This window comes from Caenibius sp. WL, assembly GCF_019803445.1.
In the GTDB taxonomy this organism is placed as follows: Bacteria; Pseudomonadota; Alphaproteobacteria; order Sphingomonadales; family Sphingomonadaceae; genus Caenibius.
Genome location: NZ_CP081844.1, coordinates 1,276,738 through 1,294,494 on the forward strand (window position 1 = coordinate 1,276,738; position 17,757 = coordinate 1,294,494).

The following is a 17,757-nucleotide window of genomic DNA, read 5'->3' on the forward strand; positions in this document are numbered from 1 at the left end:
GGACCCCTGTCGGAAAGTTGAAAAACTGTACCCAAGTACACTTGTAGAGTTTTTGCCGAGCAGATACCACTCGCGATAAATGCATGGGCCCACTGAAGAGGGGCCGGAGAGGGGTGGGGCTGAGATGAAATCGAAATTCGCGTTTCTTGCTGCGCTGTCGGCGTGTCTGCCGGTGGCCGGATCGCCTGCGATTGCGGCCATGCCGCCTGCAATGCCCAGCGCGGCCGAGATCATCAGCCAGCGGGATGAAGCGCTGGCCTATGCCGCCGGATTGCAGGGCTATATCTACGGCTATCCCGCGCTCGATTACATGCGCATCATGCGCGAACAGACCACGCCGGGGCTCGATCCCAAAGGTGTCTATGCCCCGGTTAACGCCGTCTATTTCCAGAACGCGCTGGTCGAACCTGGCAGCCTCTATGCCGGGCGAGGGCCGAACACGGACACGATCTATTTCACCGGCTGGCTGGACCTGTCGCAAGGGCCGGTCACGGTCGATGCGCCCGATACGCATGACCGGTATTACGCGCTCACATTCGCCGATTTCTATTCCGAAGTGCAGCACACCGGGCGGCGCACCACCGGCACCGGGGCGCAGCGGCTGATAGTCGTGGGGCCGGACTGGAAAGGCGATGTTCCGGCCGGGGTGCAGCTTATCCGCATGCGTACGCATCAGGCCTACATTCTCGGCCGCGTGCTGGTGCAAGGGCCGAAGGATTTCCCCGCCGCGAGCAAGCTGATGCGCCAGTTCAAGCTCGGCAGTGCGACACCGGCGGCTTCGGCCCGGCGCGATTATCCGGTGGCGGCGGATCTCACCTCGCTATCCGCCTTCCGCTTCATCAACGCCTTCCTGCGCACCAACCCGCGCCTGCCGGGGGAAGAGGCGCTGATGGCGCAGTTCGACAGGGTGGGGTTCGGGCCCAATGTCAGCTTTGACGAGGCAAAGCTTTCGCCCGGCACCCGGCAGGGGCTCGAACGCGCGGTGGCCGATGGCAACGCCATTCTGCAACGCGCCCCGCGCGCGACGCCGCAGTTCAAGGGATGGAGCCCGATGGGTTCGGGGCAGGGGCCTTATGGCCACGATTATCTGTCCCGCGCGATTACCGAAGCGCACGGCATCCTGGCCAATATCGCGGCGGAATCGGTCTATCCTTCGGCGCTGACCGATGGGGAAGGCAACCAGCTTGTCGGCACCAGGCGCTACCGCATCGTGTTCCCGGCGGGGCAGATGCCGCCGAACAATGCGTTCTGGGCGATCAATGCCTATGACCTGCGCACGGTCGACCTGATTCCGAACCCGAACAAGCGTTACGGCATCAGTGAACGGATGCCCGATCTCAGGAAGCGGGCCGACGGGGCGCTGGAATTGCGCGTCCAGCGCGATCGCCCTACGGAAAAGGATGTCAACTGGTTGCCGGTGAACGATGGCCCGTTCTTCCTCACTTTCCGCATCTATCAGCCGGGTGAAGCGGTGCTGAAAGGCCAGTACACGCTCCCCGCAATCGAGCCGCTTCCGTAAAGGAAGAGAGGCACGCCGCGTTCTGGTCAGGTGGATGAGGGTACCGGCCAGAATGCGGCGCTGCTGGCGAAGCAGTGGCGGGCGAAATCGGGCAGCGGTTTGCCCCGCCATTCGGCATTGAGCACTTCGATGCTGACCATGCCGGCATAGCCCGTGCCTGCGATCAGCGAGAGAAAGCGCGGCACGTCGAACACGCCTTCACCGGGGAAGGTGCGCCGGTCCATCATTTCGACAAAAGGATCGCCGCCCACCGGGGGCAGGGCATCGTCCAGTTCGATATAGGCAATGGCATCGGCCGGGGCCGCGGCGAGATCGTCCCAGCTATCCGGGCCATGCGTGTGGTGCCAGATATCGATCATCGCCCCGGCGCGGTCCGTGCCGACATGGCGGGCCAGCGCCACCGTTTCGGCCAGGGAATTGAGGCCGGTGGTCGGCATGTATTCGATAGCCAGCTTGAGCCCGCGCCCGGCCAGTGCCTCGCAAGCCTGTTCCAGCGCGGCCTGCCGGGTGGCGGGATCGGGGCCGTCCATATTGATCTGGAGAAACCGTGCGCCCAGCGCATCCGCCACGTCGGCGGCGCGCGTCAGCGTGGCCAGCGCCTGCGGATTGCCGTCGAGCATGCCCGCCGCAGCAATCACGCCGCAGCCGACGCCCGCATCGCGCATGTGGCGGGCAAGGGCCGCCGGATCGCCGCCCTGTTCGATCCACGGGCCGAGCGTGAAGAAATCCGGCCCGTAGAACGCGAACCCGGCCGCCGCCGCCGCGTCGATCCAGCCGCGCAGGTCTTCCTTCTGACCGGTGAAGACCGAACCGTTGAAGCCGTTGAGGCAGAAGGGCGGGGCGGTGCCGGGGGCTGCCGTCATAGCGAGGCGACCGCTTCCGCAGCGCCGCGCACGGCGCCTTCGATATAGGTGACGCCGGTGCCGTCCCCCACTTCGAGCACGTTGAGACCCGCCGCACGCAGGCTGTTCGCCAGCGTCGAATCCCCGTGCGCGCCCATGGCGACGATGATGTGATCGGCGGGGACCTGCCGGGTCTGCCCTTCGCGGTCGGTGAAAGTGACGCCCTGTTTGGTGAAAGCGATATCGCGCGAGCCCGGATACATCCCCACGCCGTGTTCCTTCAGTTCGGCCAGAATGCGCATGCGGCGCACCAGCAGCAAACCGCCGCCGAACTTTTCCGCTTCGCCGATCACCGTCACTTCGCGCCCGCGTTCCTGGAGGAATTCGGCCAGTTCGATGCCCACCAGCTCGCCGCCGATAATGGCGATCTTCTGGCCCAGCGGCATCCACGCATGGGTGGCCTTGCGCACCACATCGAGATTGGCGGTGACGCCGGTTGCCGCGCCCAGTTTGGTGGCGAGCCGGGTGGTCCAGCTCGTCTTGCGTTTCAGGGCTTCGGAATCCTGCCCCAGCATCAGCGCGCGCATATCATCGCCCGACAGCACGTGATCCATATCGCTGCCCGGAATCGGCGGCATGTCGCGCACCGCGCCGGTGGCGACGATCACCGCATCGGGGTGAAGCGACTGGACCAGTTCCACCGTCGCTTCGGTGTTCAGCCGCACGTCGACACCGGCACCTTCGACTTCCCGCCGCAGCCAGTTGAGCAGCCGTTCGTTGGGCTCGTAAGCCAGCCCGGCGAATTGCAGCGTGCCGCCGAGGCGGGCCGATTTTTCGATCAGCACCACGTCCTTGCCCGCATGGGCCAGACGGCGCGCCGATTCCATCCCGCCGGGGCCGCCGCCCACAACGACGATCCGCTGCACATCGGCGGAAGGCTGCCAGTTCTGCCCTTCCAATGCGGTTTCCGGCCGCACGGCGCAGCGCACCGGTTCGCGGACATAGGCGGTGCTGACGCAGGTGTAACAATAGATGCACGGGCGGATATCGGCCTCGCGCCCCGCAGCGGCCTTGCGCGGCAGATCGGGATCGGCCAGCAGTTTGCGGCCCATGGCGACGAAATCCATCTTGCCATCGCGCAGCGCGCTTTCCGCCATGTCCAGTTCCAACCGGCCCGAACCGATGATCGGGATCGACACCGCGTTCCTGATCCGCTCGGCGAATTCGAGATGCATCCCCGGTTCGTGCGGAATGTTGGAACCGGAATGGAGCTTGCCCTGCCCGACATCGTGATAGGCGGTGACAGTGATCGCATCGGCCCCTGCCGCTTCGACCCAGGGGGCGACCTTTTCCGCGTCTTCGATCGTGATGCCCACGGCCTTGCCGATTTCGCGGGAATCGAGCTTCACCCACACAGGGAAATCGGGCCCCACGGCCTCGCGCACGGCGCGCACGACTTCGAGCAGCAGGCGGGCGCGGTTTTCGAGGCTGCCGCCGTATTCGTCAGTGCGCGTGTTGGTGGACGGGGACATGAACGAGGACAGCAGATAGCCATGCCCGCCATGAATTTCCGCGCCGTCCATGCCCGCCTTCTTGGCGCGCACGGCGGCCTCGGCGTACTGGCGGATGGCGAGAGTGATATCCTCCTTCTCCAGCGGCTTGACCGTGGGCACCACGCCGCCTGCAAAAGCGGCCATTTCCTCGGGCAGGAAGTAATCGGGAAAATCGCCCTTGAACGCGGGCGGGATGGCCGGGGCCCACAGCGGATGGCCGTACTGTCCCGAATATCCGGCGACGAGGCCGCCGTGGTGAAGCTGGGCGGCAATCCGCCCGCCCGCCGCATGGACCGCTTCGGCAAGGCGGGTCAGGCCGGGCAGGAACCTGTCGTCGGAAATCGCCGTCTGGTTGGGCTGGACCTGTCCCACCGGCCAGGCGACGCCCGTCACCCCCATGATAATCATCCCCGCGCCGCCTTTGGCGTGGGCGACATGGTAATCGATCAGCCGGTCGCTGACCGTGCCATCTTCATTGGCGAGGCTGACGCCCATGGCGGTGACCATGATGCGGTTGGGCAGTTCCAGCGTGCCGATACGCTTGGGGCTGGTGAGCGTGGGGAAATTGCTGCTCATGGGGTGGGATTCCTCTCCAAAGGGCCGGTGTTCCGGCTGGGTAGTGGTGGGCAGGTCAGGCCGGTTCGATATCGGCTGGCCCCCAGAACGCGCGCAGGCTGGTGATCCGCCCGGCTTCGTCGAACGTGCAGGCATCGGCCGAACGGATGCGCATGCGCGTGCCGCCGGGCGGGGTGAACGTGACTTCGAACACCAGCAGGGCCTCGTCGCCGTGCGATCCGCGGATCGGGGCCACGGGTTCGATCCGCGTGCCGAAAGCGACGGTATCGGCAAACCAGGCGGGAATGTCCGCGCCGGTCTTGAGCGGCGAACCGATCGGGTCTTCGATTACCGCACCGGGGGCGAACAGCGCGGCCACGCCCGCGGCATCGCCCGCATTGATGCGGTCGACATAGGCTTGCAGCGTGGCCTTCATCTGCGCCTGCCGCGCCAGTGCGGCGGCGCTTTCGCCAGGGTTCATGCCCGCCGGTTCCGGCGCGGTTGCGGTCATTGCGATTGCTCTCCCGCTCGTTTGTGGATTTGCGTAACGACCCATCGCGACCTATTACGCGTTCCAGCCCGAGGCTTTTCGATTCACGAAGGAATCTGTAGCTGACAAGACGGGGCGCATGCAATCGGAGAGAGAACGATGACCGACCGGACCCTGCTCGACCAGATGGCTATCAGGGATCTGGTGATGCGCTATTGCCGGGGGTGTGACCGGCGCGATTTCACGTTGGTCCGCGCGCTCTATCACGACGATGCGATCGACGATCACGGATCGATGTTCAAAGGCAATCCCGATGATTTCGTCGCCTGGCTGCCGCGGGCGATGGCGCCATGGGAACTGACGATCCACAGCATTTCCAACAGCCTGATCGTGGTCGATGGCGATTATGCGGAAGGCGAACATCACGCCCGCGCCTATCACCGCACGCACCCGCCGGAGCGGAAGGAGTATATCGTCTATGGCCGCTATCTCGACAAATACGCGCGGCGTGACGGGGCGTGGAAATTCCTCCACCGCTCGCTGGTCTTCGATCACGGCGTGATCCGCGATGTCGATGAAACATCCTTCGCGCAGCTCAGCGGGGATGCGGCGATGGGGCGGGCGGATCGCGGCGATCCTTCGTGGTCGCTGCCGCTGCTGGCCGGATTGGGAGAGAAGTGATGCGCGGGATCGTCTGGGACGGGCAAAATCTGGTTGTCACCGATGCGCTGGAAGTGCGTGCGCCGCGCGAAGGCGAAGTGAAAGTGCGCGTGCTGCGCACCGGCCTGTGCCACAGCGACATGAACATGATGGAAATCCCCGGCGTTCAGGTCCCTATCGTGCTGGGCCACGAAGGGGCGGGCGTGGTGGCCGAAGTGGGCCCCGGCGTCACCGAATGGGCGGTGGGCGACGCGGTGATGATCGGCACGCAGACGCCATGCGGGGAATGCCGCGAATGCCAGCGCGGCACGCCCGCCAATTGCGATATCAACTGGGGCTATGTCTCCGACAATCCGTTCACGTGGGACGGCAAGCCCACGGGCAAATTCGCCAATGTCTCCTCGTTCGCCGGGGAAACGGTGGTCAAGGCCAGCCAGCTTTACGCCACCGGCGATCTGCCGCCCGAACAGGCCGCGCTGATCGGCTGCGCGGTTTCCACCGGCTATTGCGCGTCCTGCGTGCTGGGCGAAGTGCGCGAAGGCGATCGGGTGATGGTGATCGGCGTCGGCGGAATCGGCGTCAACGCGATCCAGGGGGCCAAGCTGGCCGGCGCCACGGTGCTCGCCGTCGATATGAACCCGGACAAGGAAGCGGTCGCCCGTTCCTTCGGCGCGGACGCCTTCCTCCTGTCGCAGCGGGGCGAAAGTGCGCGGGATCTAGCCAGGCGGATGCGCGAAGCGTTCGATCCCATCGATGTGGTGGTCGAATGCTGCGGTGCGCCCTCGGCGATCGAGGCGTCGCTGCTGGGGGTCAAGCGCGGGGGCCGGGTGGTGCTGATCGGCATGGCCGCGTTCGGTTCGACCGCCGCTCTCCCGCTCGACAAGGTGGTGTCGGGCTGCGAAATCGTGGCGATGATGGCCGGCGGCACGCGACCCGAACGGGACTATCCCGAACTGATCCGCCTGGCGCAGCAGGGCAAACTGGAAATCGCCTCGCAGGTCACCCGCGTCTGGCCGCTGGCCGAAGTGGAAGATGCGATGGAAGCGTTGCGCACCGGCCAGGTCACCCGCGCGGTGCTCGATCATACGATCTGACAGGGAAGGGAGCGTGGGGTTTGATTACCCCAGCCGCTCGCGCAGCGCCTGTTCCAGAAACGCGATCAGCTTGCGCAGCGAAGGGCCCGGCGGCGATTTCGTGCGGTGGAGCAGCCACAGCGGATAATCGTGGCGCGGATCGGGTTCGGCCAGCCGTTGCAGAGCGGGTTCGGCATCGGCGGCGAAGCACCATAGCGATGCCTCCCCCATTCCGGCGAGCACCGCCTGTTTGAGCTGCTGCCATGAATTGAAACGCGGCACGCCCGCTTCCTCCGCCGTTTCGCCCGAAGGATTGGCCACCGTCCATTGGCCGGGCACCGCCGTCTGGATTTCGTGCCCCCAGCCGAGCACGCGATTGTCGCCTCCGTCGCGCCGGGCATAGGGCGCTTGGGAAAGCGTGGCCACCTGCACCCCCGTCAGCCGCACGGGCGGGACGCGGACCAGCGCGATGGCCAGATCGGCACGGCGCTGAGTCACCGAATCGAGCGGATCGTTTTCGCTCAGGAGTTCGATCACCGCGCGCGTTTCCTGCCGCTGGAACCGGGCAAGTTCAGCCATGAATTCGCTGGCGAGGCCGCCGCTGCTGGCAATGCGGATGGTTTCCGGCGCTTCGCCCGGCAGCTTCATCCGGGCCAGCAGCGTGTCGATTTCGGATTCGATCAGCGATGCGGTGGCCAGCAGGTCCTGCCCTTCGCGCGTGGGGGCCGGGCCGTTGGGCGTGTACTGGAACAGGCTGACACCCAAAGCGTTTTCCAAAGCATCGATGCGCCGCCCGACCGTGGTGCGGTTGATGTCCAGCAGCCGCCCGGCGGCGGTGTACGAGCCGGTGCGCACGGCGGCGAGAAAGACCTTGAGATCGCCCCATTCCATGACGTGCATATTTGCACAAATGGTGTGCAGCGCAAGAGGCTTCGCCAAACGGCGGATTTTCGCTTATCATACGTTCATGCTAAGGGCCGTATAACGGCAGCTTTCGGGAGATACCATTATGGCAACAAGCAAGGAATACGGCCTCGGCGAATTCGATTTCCCGCGTGGCTGGTTTATGATCGCCCCGGCGACGGATGCCACCCGCACGCCGACGTCGATGCGTTATTTCGGCAAGGATCTCGTGATGTATCGCGGGGAATCGGGCAAAGTCTATGTGACCGATGCCTACTGCCCGCATATGGGTGCGCACCTCGCCAAGAACTCGACTTCGTATATCGTGCTCGATGGCGAACACGTCGAGGGCGAATCGATCCGCTGCCCGTTCCATGGCTGGCGCTTCGGCCCCGATGGCCAGTGCAACCATATCCCCTATTCGGAAAACTTCGTCCCCAAGGCGGCCAAGCTGCAACACTATCATGTGGTGGAAAGCGCCGGCATCGTGTGGATGTGGCACGATCCCGAAGGGCTCGAACCCGAATATGATCTGCCCAATTTCGGCGGCCACTATGGCGAACCGGGCTGGGTCGAATGGAAGATCGACTTCATGGGTGATCTCAACGTCCACGGCATCGAAATCGTCGATAACATGGCCGATCTCGGCCACTTCGTTCCGATCCATGGCGCGAAGGACTTCACCTATTTCGCCAACGAATGCATGGGCCACATCGTCCACCAGTACTACAGCGCGGGCCACCGCACGCTGACCGCCGATGAAGGCGACCAACTGGTGCTCGACACGTGGTACGAAGGCCCGGGCTTCCTCCAGTCGGAAATGGAAGGGGCGTTCGATTCCTTCATCATGATTTCCAACACCCCGATCGAAGACGGCCTTTCGCGTTCGTGGCACGCGCTGATGGTCAAGGTGCATGACGGTTCGCGCGAAACGACCGATGAAGATCGCGCCAATGCCCTTGCGTATCAGGAAGCCAGCCGCCTCGCTTTCGCGCAGGACGTCGAAATCTGGGCGAACAAGCGCGCCTGCCTCAACCCGCTGGCCATTCCGGCGGACGGCCCGTACGGCAAGGTTCGCCTGTGGTACAAGCAGTTCTTCAACCCGCGTGAGAAGGCCCCCGAACTGCAGAAGCGTTCGGATGGCCTCTATGTGACGATGGACAAGCGGCCCGGCAGCAAGGCTGCCTGAACCGCCTGATTTCAATGACAGACCGGCGCGGTGCGGCATTTGCCGTATCGCGCCGGTTTGCGTATGGGGTCCGGGAGAGGACAGCATATGGCGACATTTCCAACAGGCTGCACCATGATTTTCGGGGGCAGCGGCGGCATTGGGCGCGGCATTGCCGGCGTGTTTGCCGCCCGGGGCAGCGATATCGCGGTGATCTATCGCACGCGCCGCGAACCTGCCGAAGAGGTGGCGGAGCAGGCCCGCGCGGTGGGCCGCAAGGCGAGCGTTCATGCCGCCGACGTAACCGATCCGGCATCTATCGCGGCGGCGATCGATGCGGCGATCGCCGAACATGGCCGCATCCATTCGGTGATCTGGGCCGCCGGGCCGCTGGTCAATCAGCGCTATCTCTCCGCCACGCCGATGGACGAATGGCGCCATGCTTTCGAAGTGGAAGTGCACGGCTTCCTCGCGGTGGTGCAGGCCGCGCTGCCGCATATGCGCGAACGGGGCGGGGGCAGCTTCGTCACGCTCGGTTCGGCGGGGCATGACATGTGGGCCAATCGCGATGGCCTGTCGGTGGCGGTCAAGGCTTCGAACGAGCAGATCGTGTGCGGCATCGCCAAGGAAGAAGGTCGCTACAACATCCGCGCCAATTCGGTGCGCGTGGGAGTGATCGATGCGGGGCAATTGCACGAATTGACCCGGCAGGGGCAGATCGATCAGCGCTGGATCGACAACACGCACAAGCTGCTATGTCTCAAGCGTTGGGGCACGGCCGAGGAAATCGGCCATGCCTGCGTCTATTTTGCGTCCGATGAAGGCGCTTACACCACGGGTCAATCGATCTCGATTTCAGGAGGTTTTGGAGTATGAGTACGGATCGCAAGGTCGCCATCGTCACGGGCGCCAGCCGCGGCGCGGGGCGGGGGATCGCCCGCGCGCTGGGTGAACAGGGCTACCGCGTCTATGTCACCGGGCGCACGCTCAACGAAGGCGATGCCGCGTTGCCCGGCACGATCGGCTCGGCCGCGCAGGCCGTCACCGATGCGGGTGGCGAAGGGATCGCGGTGCAGGTCGACCACGCCGACGACGCGCAGATCGCGGCGCTGTTCGAACGCGTGCAGAACGAAAGCGGGCGGCTGGATATCCTCGTCAACAACGCCGCCGCGCTGCATGACGATCTGATCAAGCCGGGCCCGTTCTGGGAAAAGTCGATCGATCTCGTCGGCCTGCTCGATGTGGGCCTGCGGTCCAATTACATCGCTTCGTGGCATGCGGCGCCGATCATGGTGAAGCAGGGGCGCGGGCTGATCGTCTTCACCTCGTCGTTCGGGTCGGTCTGTTACATGCACGGCGCGGCCTATGGCGCGCAGAAGGCCGGGGTGGACAAGTTCGCCGCCGATATGGGGGTCGATTTCCGCGAGACGGGCGTTGCCGCCGTGTCGCTGTGGATGGGCATGCTGGCGACGGAGCGTAGCGCCCGCGCCGCCGAGGAAAGCCCTGAGCAGTACGAACAGATTCTCGCCGTGGCCGAAACGCCGGAATTCAACGGCAAAGTGATCGACGCGATGTACAACGATCCCGATCTGGCCGAACTGAACGGGCAGACGGTGATTACCGCCGAAATCGCGCTGAAGTACGGCATCACCGATGTGGATGGGAAACAGCCGATGTCGTGGCGCTCGCAATTGGGCGACCCGCGCATTCCGCACCCGGCGATCATCGCCTGACATTGTTGTGGTACGCCATCCGGCGTTGCCGGGTGGCCACGATAGCGATGGCCCGGTCCCTCCATGGGGCCGGGCCATTTGTCTGCCCGTTAAACAATTGTGGCCGAAATGTCACTGCGGCCGGGCAAGTCGCATGGGGGCCGCCGTTCTTCCGGTGTGGGCCGATTACATTGTTGCGCGGCATAACAATTGGATGCAGACCTTGAACAGTGGGCGGCGCAGCGACCGGGTACGAATTTTCCGCAAAGCCGTTCACCTGAAATAACAAGACGATAAAAAGAAGGGCCTGCGATGAGGCCCATGGGAAGTACAGAATTTCGCAATCCAGGTGCGGATTGCTGGAAATCGCCTTGGCGCTTCGTGGCCGGGGCCTCTGATACGAGAGGGTGTAGGGAGATCCATGATGACTGATGCTCGTAGCAACGACCGGGCCGGGTTCAATCGCTGGCTCTGTGCTGGCGCCGCCATCGGCGCGCTGGCCATGCCGGGGCTCGCCGCCGCGCAGTCGGCGGATGCGCCGCAGCAGCAACCGCAAGCGGCCGTGCCGACCGGGATCGGCGAAATCATCGTGACCGCGAACCGACGCCAGGAACGCGCGCAGGACGTGCCGATCGCGATCACCGCGCTTTCGCCCCAACGGCTGGAACAGCAGGGCATCACCAAGGCGCAGGACCTTGCCGCCAGCGTTCCTTCGCTGGTCGTCGGGCCGAACGGGCAGGGTTCGCGTGAAACGATGTCGTTCACGCTGCGCGGGCAGGGCTCGACTTTCCAGGCATCGCCGGGCGTGGTGATGTACATGAACGAAGTGCCGGTGCCTTCGGCCATCAGCCTCAGCCAGCAAGGCGCCCCCGGCCAGTTTATCGATATCGAAAACCTCCAGGTTCTCGCCGGGCCGCAGGGCACGCTGTTCGGCCGCAACACCACGGGCGGCGCGGTGCTCATCGTGCCGAAGAAGCCGACCAACGAATTCGGCGGCTGGATCAAGGGCGAAATCGGCAATTACGATCGCCGCTATGTCGAAGGCGCGGTGAACCTGCCCATCGTGGACGACAAGCTGATGGTCCGCGTCATGGGCGCGTTCCACGATCGCGACGGCTACACCCGCGATGTGCAATGGAACAAGGATCGCGATAACGAACATTGGTACACCGGCCGCATCGGGGTGACGTTCCGCCCGACCGATACGGTCGAAAACTACACGATGGCTTACTACACCAAGTCGAGCAACAACGGCGCGGGCCTGATCCATAAGGGCTTCAATATCAATGGGCTGATCAATGCAGCAGGGCCGGGGAAGCCAGGCTTGTGCATGGAAGGCCCTTACAGCGCTTTGGGAGGTTACTCATGCGATGTTTATCGTGCCGCTACGGCTAAGGCGGAGGCGCTGGGCAACCGCAAGACCGCTTTCTCCATCGACACGATGCAGAAGACCAAGGCATGGGGCATCAGCAACACCACCGACATCGAACTCAGCGATGAGATCAAGCTGCGCAATATCTTCAGCTATCAACGGATGAAGCTGAAATATCGCTACGATGGCGATGCCACCGTGCTGCAACAGCAGGATAACGATCCGGGCAGGTTGCCGGGGCCGGGCGAAGCGTTCCTGCCGGGGATCGGAACGCCGATTACCTACACTAACGCAACCGGTGCGACCGAACGCAGCCGCGACGATTTCAAGCAGATCACCGAAGAACTGCAATTGCAGGGCGATATGCTCGACAGCAAGCTGACCTGGACGGTCGGCGGATTCTACTTCGAGCAGAAGCCGGTCGGCACACAGCTCAGCCGTGGGATGAATTATTGTCCCGCGGTTTCCACTGGCGACATCACCGTCTGCTCGCCCGGCTATCTCTATTCCGGCGTGGCCAGCAAATCGAAAGCGCTCTACGCGCAGGCGACGCTGGATCTCGGCGCGGCGACGCCTTCGCTGGATGGGCTGCGGCTCACGGCGGGCTATCGCTACACCTGGGATACGATCAAAGGCTTCGCGAGCCAGTTCAACGTTAGCCGGAACAAGAACGCTCCTCCAGGATCATACGCTTGCGGTTACAACAATATGGATACCCCGTTTGCCGACGCGTATGACAACTGTTATTTCTCGGCGACGTTGAAGACCAAGGCGCCGACCTGGCTGATTGGGCTTGACTACAAAGTCACCGACAGGGTGATGGTCTTCGCCAAAGTCAGCCATGGCTACAAGGCAGGCGGGTTCAACCCCTATGCGGTGTATGACAACACCCGCACGTTCAACCCGGAAAAGGTCACATCCTACGAAATCGGTCTCAAGTCCGACTTCAATCTCGGCGATGTGCCGTTCCGCTTCAACGGTTCGCTCTATCAGGTGGAATACAAGGGGCTGCAACGCGCCACGGGTGACTACAATCCGGGAAGCAATGCGGCCGGGGCGCGTACGCTCAACGCCGATGCGCGGATCAAGGGTATCGAACTGGAAGCGTCGGTTCGTCCCTTCCCCGGTTTCGAGCTGGGCGGCAACTTCAGCTACACCGACGCCAAATATAAGAAGTACCAGTATGTGGTGAATCAGCCTGCGGAAGCCTGCAATGGACAGGTCAATCCGGTTTATCTGGGCGGCACGGGTATTGCAGATTCGTCGTGCCTCGATTTCCAGTATGTCTCGCCCTATATCTGGAGCGTTCACGCTTCATACGACTATGATCTGGGCGATATGGGGGCCTTGGCTTTCTTCGTGAACTATTCGCACACATCGAAGCAGAATACCGAAGCTGTGCAGTTGGCGAAGAACCAGCCGGGTGCCGTTCTGGAACCTTATGGCACGCTCAATGCTTCGATCGACTGGAAGAATATCGCGGGCAGCGGGTTCGATCTGGGTGTGTTCGGCACCAACATCACCAACAAGACCTACCGGATCAGCAACAACGACGTCTATCAGACGGGCAGCCTGCTCTACTGGTCGACGATGTACGGCGAACCGCGCATGTACGGCATGCGCCTGACCTACCGCTTCGGCGGCGAAAAATAAGCATCCCGCTTGGGCAGGGCCACACTGTGGCCCGGTTGCAGGGGGATGGCGGCCCGGTTCCGATCAGGAGCCGGGCCGTCAGCTTGTATGGGCTCAGCGCATCAGCGCGCGGTAGGCACCGGGCGAACGGCCGGCCGCCTTGCGGAAAGCGGCGGAAAAGGCGGGCAAACCGGCATAGCCCAGTTCCCGCGCAATCGCGGCCAGCGGGAGATCGTCGGCCGCCAGCAGAGCCTTGGCGCGAGTCACGCGTGCTTCCGCGATGCAGGCGCCCACGCTCATCCCCGCCGTTTCCTTGAAGCACCGCATGAAGTGGAACCGGCTGAGCCCGCAGGCCATGGCGAGTTCGGCAATCGTGGGCGGCTGGCCGGGCCGGTCGATCAGCGCCAGCGCGCGGCGCATCAGGCGCGGGGGCAATCCGCCCTTGCGCCGTTCCGCCTGCCGCCGCGCATCGGCGAGATAGCGGGCCAGATCGATCAGGATGGTTGCCACCAGTGCGGCGGCCAGTGCTGGGCTGTCCGGTGCGGGGCGGTTCACTTCGCCCGCCAGCCGCAGCATCGCCTCCTCGATCGCGGGCACGCGGATATCGAAGCATGCGGCAAGCTGCGCATCGTTGAGCGGCGCGCGCCCTAGCGCCCCGGTTATCGTGCCCGGGGCGAAGCGGCAGCGGATCGTGTGGAACGCGCCGCCATCGATGCGCATCTCCATGGGGATGCCCGCCGGGCGGAAGCCCATCGCGCCGAAGCGGGCGAACGGTATCCGCCTGTCGCCCGCCATGCGCCCTTCGGCGCCGCCCAGCAGCGGCGAAAGGCCGAGCGAGAGCACGTCTTCCTCCTCGGTCACCACCAGCGTTTCCGCCAGCACTTCGGGAAAGGCGCAGAGTTCCACGCTGGCATCGGGCAAAGCGATCCTGCGGATCACCAGATCGGGCAGCCGTTGCGCGTCGCGGATCGGGATGGCGGGCATGAACCGCCCTTATCAGATCATGCGGAATATTGCGATATCATGCTGTAAAGCGTGTGCGGTGTCAGGAAAGCCGTTGGGCAAGCGGGCGGGCGGGCGTACCTTCGCCGCGAAGAGAGGAGCTTCCGCGAACCGCGCCCCGGCAGCATGACCGCTGGCAAGGGGGAGCGATACGCGGAAGCGAAAACCCGGAGGTCCGCACGTGAACAAGCCGATCGATGCCTTCGTCGCCGCCAACGACAATATTCTGGCCGAAGCGGAGCGCTGGGAAGCGCAGACCCGCGCGCCGTTCGTCGCCCAAAATCCCGAACGCCGCGATGCCTTTACCACTCAGGCGCTGGGCTGGCCGGTCAAGCCGCTTTACACCCCCGCCGATCTGGAGGCCGTGGGGTTCGATTATTGCACCGATCTCGGCTTCCCCGGCGAATATCCCTACACCCGGTCGACCCGCCCCAACGGGCACCGCTCGGCTTACTGGACGATGACGCAGGTGACAGGGTTCGGGAAAGGGGCGGACTGGTCGAAGCGGGCGCGCTACATGCTCGATCAGGGGCTTTCCGGCCTGATTCTCGAATACGATCTGGCCACCACCAACGGCTATGACAGCGACGATCCGATGGTGGAAGGCGAAGTCGGCCGGGCGGGGATGGCGCTCGACAGTCTGGAAGATCTGGAAGCGGCGTTCGATCTCCCTTTCGACAAGCTGCATTACCTGATGAGCGTGTGCAACGCGCCGCAGCCGGTCAACCTCGCCATGATTATCGCCGAGCTGGAGAAGAAGGGCGTCGATCCGCAGGATTTCGTCCTCCACATCGTGAACGGCATCCTGATCGAATACACCTGCGTCGGGCGTTATATCTATCCGCCCGAACATGGCTTGCGCATCGCGACGGACTGCATCGAATATATCATCCGCAACCATCCGAACTGGGCGCCGCTGTCGATCATTTCGGCGCAGTTGCAACCGGCCAAGGCCAACCCGGTGCAGGAAATCGCTTTCAGCCTCGCCATCGCCTGCGCCTATATCGATGCGACGCTGGAGCGCGGCTTCACGATTGACGAGATCGCCCCCTATCTCAATCACTTCGTCGTCAACGTCGACATGGATTTCTTCGAGGGGGTCTGCAAGCTCCGCGCTTTCCGCAAATGCTGGGCGCGGCTGATGAAGGAGCGGTACGGCGCGGCCACGCCCGAAGCGCTCAAGATCCGGATGATGACCTCGCCCACCACCATCGCCCTGACCTTGCAGCAGCCGCTCAACAATATCGGGCGGCTGGCGATCATGGCCACGGCCTGCGCGCTGGGCGGCGCGGGCGAAGCGATGACGACCCCGCTCTATGACGAAGCCCATGCGCTTCCGGCGGAGGATGCGATCCGCGTCGGCGCGGCCCTGCAGCATATCGTCGCCCATGAAACGGGCGTGGCCGAAACCATCGATCCGCTGGCCGGCTCCTATTATGTCGAGACGCTGACCAAACAGATCGAAGACGCCGCCTTTGCCGAAATGGACACAATCTTCGCCATGGGCGGAGCGACCAAAGCGATCGAGCAAGGTTATTTCCAGCGCGCGCTGGGCCGCGAACAATACGAACGGAACAAGGATCTGGAGCAGGGCCGCCGCAAGTGGGTGGGGGTCAATCATCTCGTCCTGCCCGAAGACAAACGCGAGATCGAAATCTTCCGGCTGGACGAAACGATGGAGGATGAGCAGGCGGCCAAAGTCCGCGATCTGCGCGCCCGGCGCGATTCCGCGGCGGTGGAGGCGGCGCTGGAAAAAGTGCGGCAGGCCGCGCGCCAGGGCGAAAACCTCGTGCCGCCGTGCCTCGAAGCGGTGAAAGTCTATGCGACGCATGGCGAACTGTGCAACGCCATGCGCGATGTGTTCGGCGTCCACACGCCCGACAGCCAGCTTTCGGGGGTATGACGGCCATGCGCGAACATTCGGGCCGCCGCTTGCGGGTGCTGCTGGCCAAGCTGGGCATGGATACGCACACGGTGGGCATCACGATCATCGGCCACGCCCTGCGCGAGGCGGGGATGGAAGTGATTTTCACCGGGCTCAAGCAGACGCCGGAAATGGTGGTGGCCGCCGCCATTCAGGAAGATGTCGATGTGGTGGGGATTTCCACGCTGTCCGCCGGGCATACCCGCAATCTGCCCCGGCTCGCCCGCCTGCTGAAAGAGGCGGGGGCGGAGGACAAGCTGTTGCTGGCGGGCGGCGTGATCCCGGAGGAGGACCGGCCGTTCCTGCTGGAGGCAGGGGTCGGCAAGATCTTCACCATGGGCACCGACACGCGCGATATCGTGCGCTATCTCGAAGAATGGTGGGCGGAAAGACAGGCCGCTGAAACCGTCTGATGGGAATTGCTGCCGATGTGCTGGCGGGCAGGATCGCCGCCGGCGCCCGTGCGATCACCTGGCTGGACGATGGCGATCCGCGCGGGGCCGAAGTCATCAAGCGCATTTTCCCGCACACCGGCCGCGCGCATGTGATCGGCATCACCGGCCCGCCGGGCGCGGGCAAATCGACGCTGACCAATATGCTGGTGGGCGCATTGCGCGCGCGGGGGCAGCGGGTGGGGGTGGTCGCCGTCGATCCGTCCAGTCCGTTCACCGGCGGCGCGATCCTGGGCGACCGGGTGCGCATGGCGCGCCACACGCTCGACCCCGGCGTGTTCATCCGCTCCATCGGCACGCGCGGGGCGGCGGGGGGCCTGTCGCGCTCCACCCATGATGCCTGTCTCGTGCTCGATGCCATGGGCTTCGATGCGGTGATCGTTGAAACGGTGGGCGTGGGGCAGGACGAGATCGACGTGGTCAATCTCGCCCATACCACGATCATCGTCGGCGTGCCGGGGCTGGGGGATGAAGTGCAGGCGGTGAAAGCAGGCATTCTGGAAGCGGGGGAGATTTTCGTCGTCAACAAGGCCGACCGCGACGGATACGAAGCCACGCGGCGGCAGTTCGAACTGATGCTGCATCTGCGCGAACAGGCGCGGCCGGAAGAGGACTGGCGCCCGCCGCTGTTGCGCGCCGTGGCCAGCGCGGGCGAAGGCGCGGCGGAAATCGCTGATGCGATCGCGGCGCATAGGGCCCATCTCGATGGCACCGGCGGGTTCGCTTTGCGTTCCGGATTGAGGGAGCGCGAACAAGTGCTTGCCTTGTTGCGCGAAAGGCTGGCACGAGTGGCCCGCGCCCGGGCGGGTGATTCCTTATTGGATGATGTCGAAGCCCGCAGGCTGGACCCGTACAGCGCCATAGAACGGCTGACGGGAGGGTTGGATCAGGAAGGATAGC

Annotated in this window: 15 protein-coding genes; 10 read left to right on the forward strand and 5 right to left on the reverse strand. The window is 64.2% G+C overall.

All coding sequences use genetic code 11. The features are described from left to right. Nucleotides 1-124: 124 nt before the first annotated feature. The gene (locus tag K5X80_RS05940) at nt 125-1,519 is read left to right on the forward strand and encodes a DUF1254 domain-containing protein (protein ID WP_222559923.1); all 1,395 of its coding nucleotides are present in this window, start codon (nt 125-127) and stop codon (nt 1,517-1,519) included. A gap of 26 nt (nt 1,520-1,545) precedes the next feature. On the opposite strand, the gene K5X80_RS05945 is transcribed toward K5X80_RS05940, so the two are convergent. Genes K5X80_RS05945 through K5X80_RS05955 form a run of 3 tightly spaced genes read right to left on the reverse strand, consistent with a single transcriptional unit; the run spans nt 1,546 to nt 4,980 of the window. After that, complete coding sequence (locus K5X80_RS05945; RefSeq protein ID WP_222559924.1) at nt 1,546-2,382, reverse strand: sugar phosphate isomerase/epimerase family protein; 837 nt, start codon at nt 2,380-2,382, stop codon at nt 1,546-1,548. Further along, complete coding sequence (locus tag K5X80_RS05950; protein ID WP_222559925.1) at nt 2,379-4,490, reverse strand: oxidoreductase; 2,112 nt, start codon at nt 4,488-4,490, stop codon at nt 2,379-2,381. The genes K5X80_RS05945 and K5X80_RS05950 overlap by 4 nt, the downstream gene beginning before the upstream one ends. A 55-nt stretch (nt 4,491-4,545) precedes the next feature. Continuing rightward, entirely contained in the window at nt 4,546-4,980 is a 435-nt protein-coding gene (locus K5X80_RS05955; protein ID WP_222559926.1) for a nuclear transport factor 2 family protein, read from the reverse strand. 138 nt (nt 4,981-5,118) lie between these two features. On the opposite strand from K5X80_RS05955, the gene K5X80_RS05960 reads away from it, so the two are divergent. Together K5X80_RS05960 and K5X80_RS05965 are read left to right on the forward strand one after the other, a co-directional pair. Then, complete coding sequence (locus K5X80_RS05960) at nt 5,119-5,640, forward strand: nuclear transport factor 2 family protein (protein WP_222559927.1); 522 nt, start codon at nt 5,119-5,121, stop codon at nt 5,638-5,640. After that, the gene (locus tag K5X80_RS05965; protein WP_222559928.1) at nt 5,640-6,713 is read left to right on the forward strand and encodes a zinc-binding dehydrogenase; all 1,074 of its coding nucleotides are present in this window, start codon (nt 5,640-5,642) and stop codon (nt 6,711-6,713) included. Before K5X80_RS05960 ends, K5X80_RS05965 begins: the two co-directional genes overlap by 1 nt. 24 nt (nt 6,714-6,737) lie before the next feature. Here K5X80_RS05965 and K5X80_RS05970 read toward each other — a convergent pair whose 3' ends face one another. Then, nucleotides 6,738-7,583, reverse strand: coding sequence for a LysR family transcriptional regulator (locus K5X80_RS05970; protein ID WP_222559929.1), 846 nt, complete (start codon nt 7,581-7,583; stop codon nt 6,738-6,740). Nucleotides 7,584-7,701: 118 nt separating this feature from the next. On the opposite strand from K5X80_RS05970, the gene K5X80_RS05975 reads away from it, so the two are divergent. The 4 genes from K5X80_RS05975 (at nt 7,702) to K5X80_RS05990 (ending at nt 13,500) form a co-directional block, all read left to right on the forward strand. After that, a complete protein-coding gene (locus tag K5X80_RS05975; RefSeq protein ID WP_222559930.1) occupies nt 7,702-8,784 on the forward strand; it encodes an aromatic ring-hydroxylating dioxygenase subunit alpha in 1,083 nt (360 codons plus the stop codon). A gap of 87 nt (nt 8,785-8,871) precedes the next feature. Beyond that, the gene (locus K5X80_RS05980) at nt 8,872-9,639 is read left to right on the forward strand and encodes an SDR family NAD(P)-dependent oxidoreductase (RefSeq protein ID WP_222559931.1); all 768 of its coding nucleotides are present in this window, start codon (nt 8,872-8,874) and stop codon (nt 9,637-9,639) included. Beyond that, on the forward strand, nt 9,636-10,496 hold the full coding sequence (locus K5X80_RS05985) for an SDR family NAD(P)-dependent oxidoreductase (RefSeq protein ID WP_222559932.1): 861 nt from the start codon (nt 9,636-9,638) through the stop codon (nt 10,494-10,496). Before K5X80_RS05980 ends, K5X80_RS05985 begins: the two co-directional genes overlap by 4 nt. A 403-nt stretch (nt 10,497-10,899) precedes the next feature. Beyond that, nucleotides 10,900-13,500, forward strand: coding sequence for a TonB-dependent receptor (locus tag K5X80_RS05990; protein WP_222559933.1), 2,601 nt, complete (start codon nt 10,900-10,902; stop codon nt 13,498-13,500). A 93-nt stretch (nt 13,501-13,593) separates the two neighbouring features. Here K5X80_RS05990 and K5X80_RS05995 read toward each other — a convergent pair whose 3' ends face one another. Continuing rightward, complete coding sequence (locus tag K5X80_RS05995) at nt 13,594-14,463, reverse strand: helix-turn-helix transcriptional regulator (protein WP_222559934.1); 870 nt, start codon at nt 14,461-14,463, stop codon at nt 13,594-13,596. Between the two features lie 199 nt (nt 14,464-14,662). Between K5X80_RS05995 and K5X80_RS06000 the strand changes: the two genes are divergently transcribed. Genes K5X80_RS06000 through meaB form a run of 3 tightly spaced genes read left to right on the forward strand, consistent with a single transcriptional unit; the run spans nt 14,663 to nt 17,756 of the window. Continuing rightward, the gene (locus tag K5X80_RS06000) at nt 14,663-16,384 is read left to right on the forward strand and encodes a methylmalonyl-CoA mutase family protein (RefSeq protein ID WP_222559935.1); all 1,722 of its coding nucleotides are present in this window, start codon (nt 14,663-14,665) and stop codon (nt 16,382-16,384) included. A gap of 5 nt (nt 16,385-16,389) precedes the next feature. Further along, nucleotides 16,390-16,818 carry a cobalamin B12-binding domain-containing protein gene (locus K5X80_RS06005; protein WP_222559936.1) on the forward strand — a complete coding sequence of 143 codons (429 nt, stop codon included), beginning with the start codon at nt 16,390-16,392 and terminating at the stop codon, nt 16,816-16,818. Next, nucleotides 16,818-17,756, forward strand: a complete 939-nt coding sequence (gene meaB / locus K5X80_RS06010; RefSeq protein ID WP_222559937.1) for a methylmalonyl Co-A mutase-associated GTPase MeaB — start codon at nt 16,818-16,820, stop codon at nt 17,754-17,756. Before K5X80_RS06005 ends, meaB begins: the two co-directional genes overlap by 1 nt. Nucleotide 17,757 lies beyond the last annotated feature (1 nt).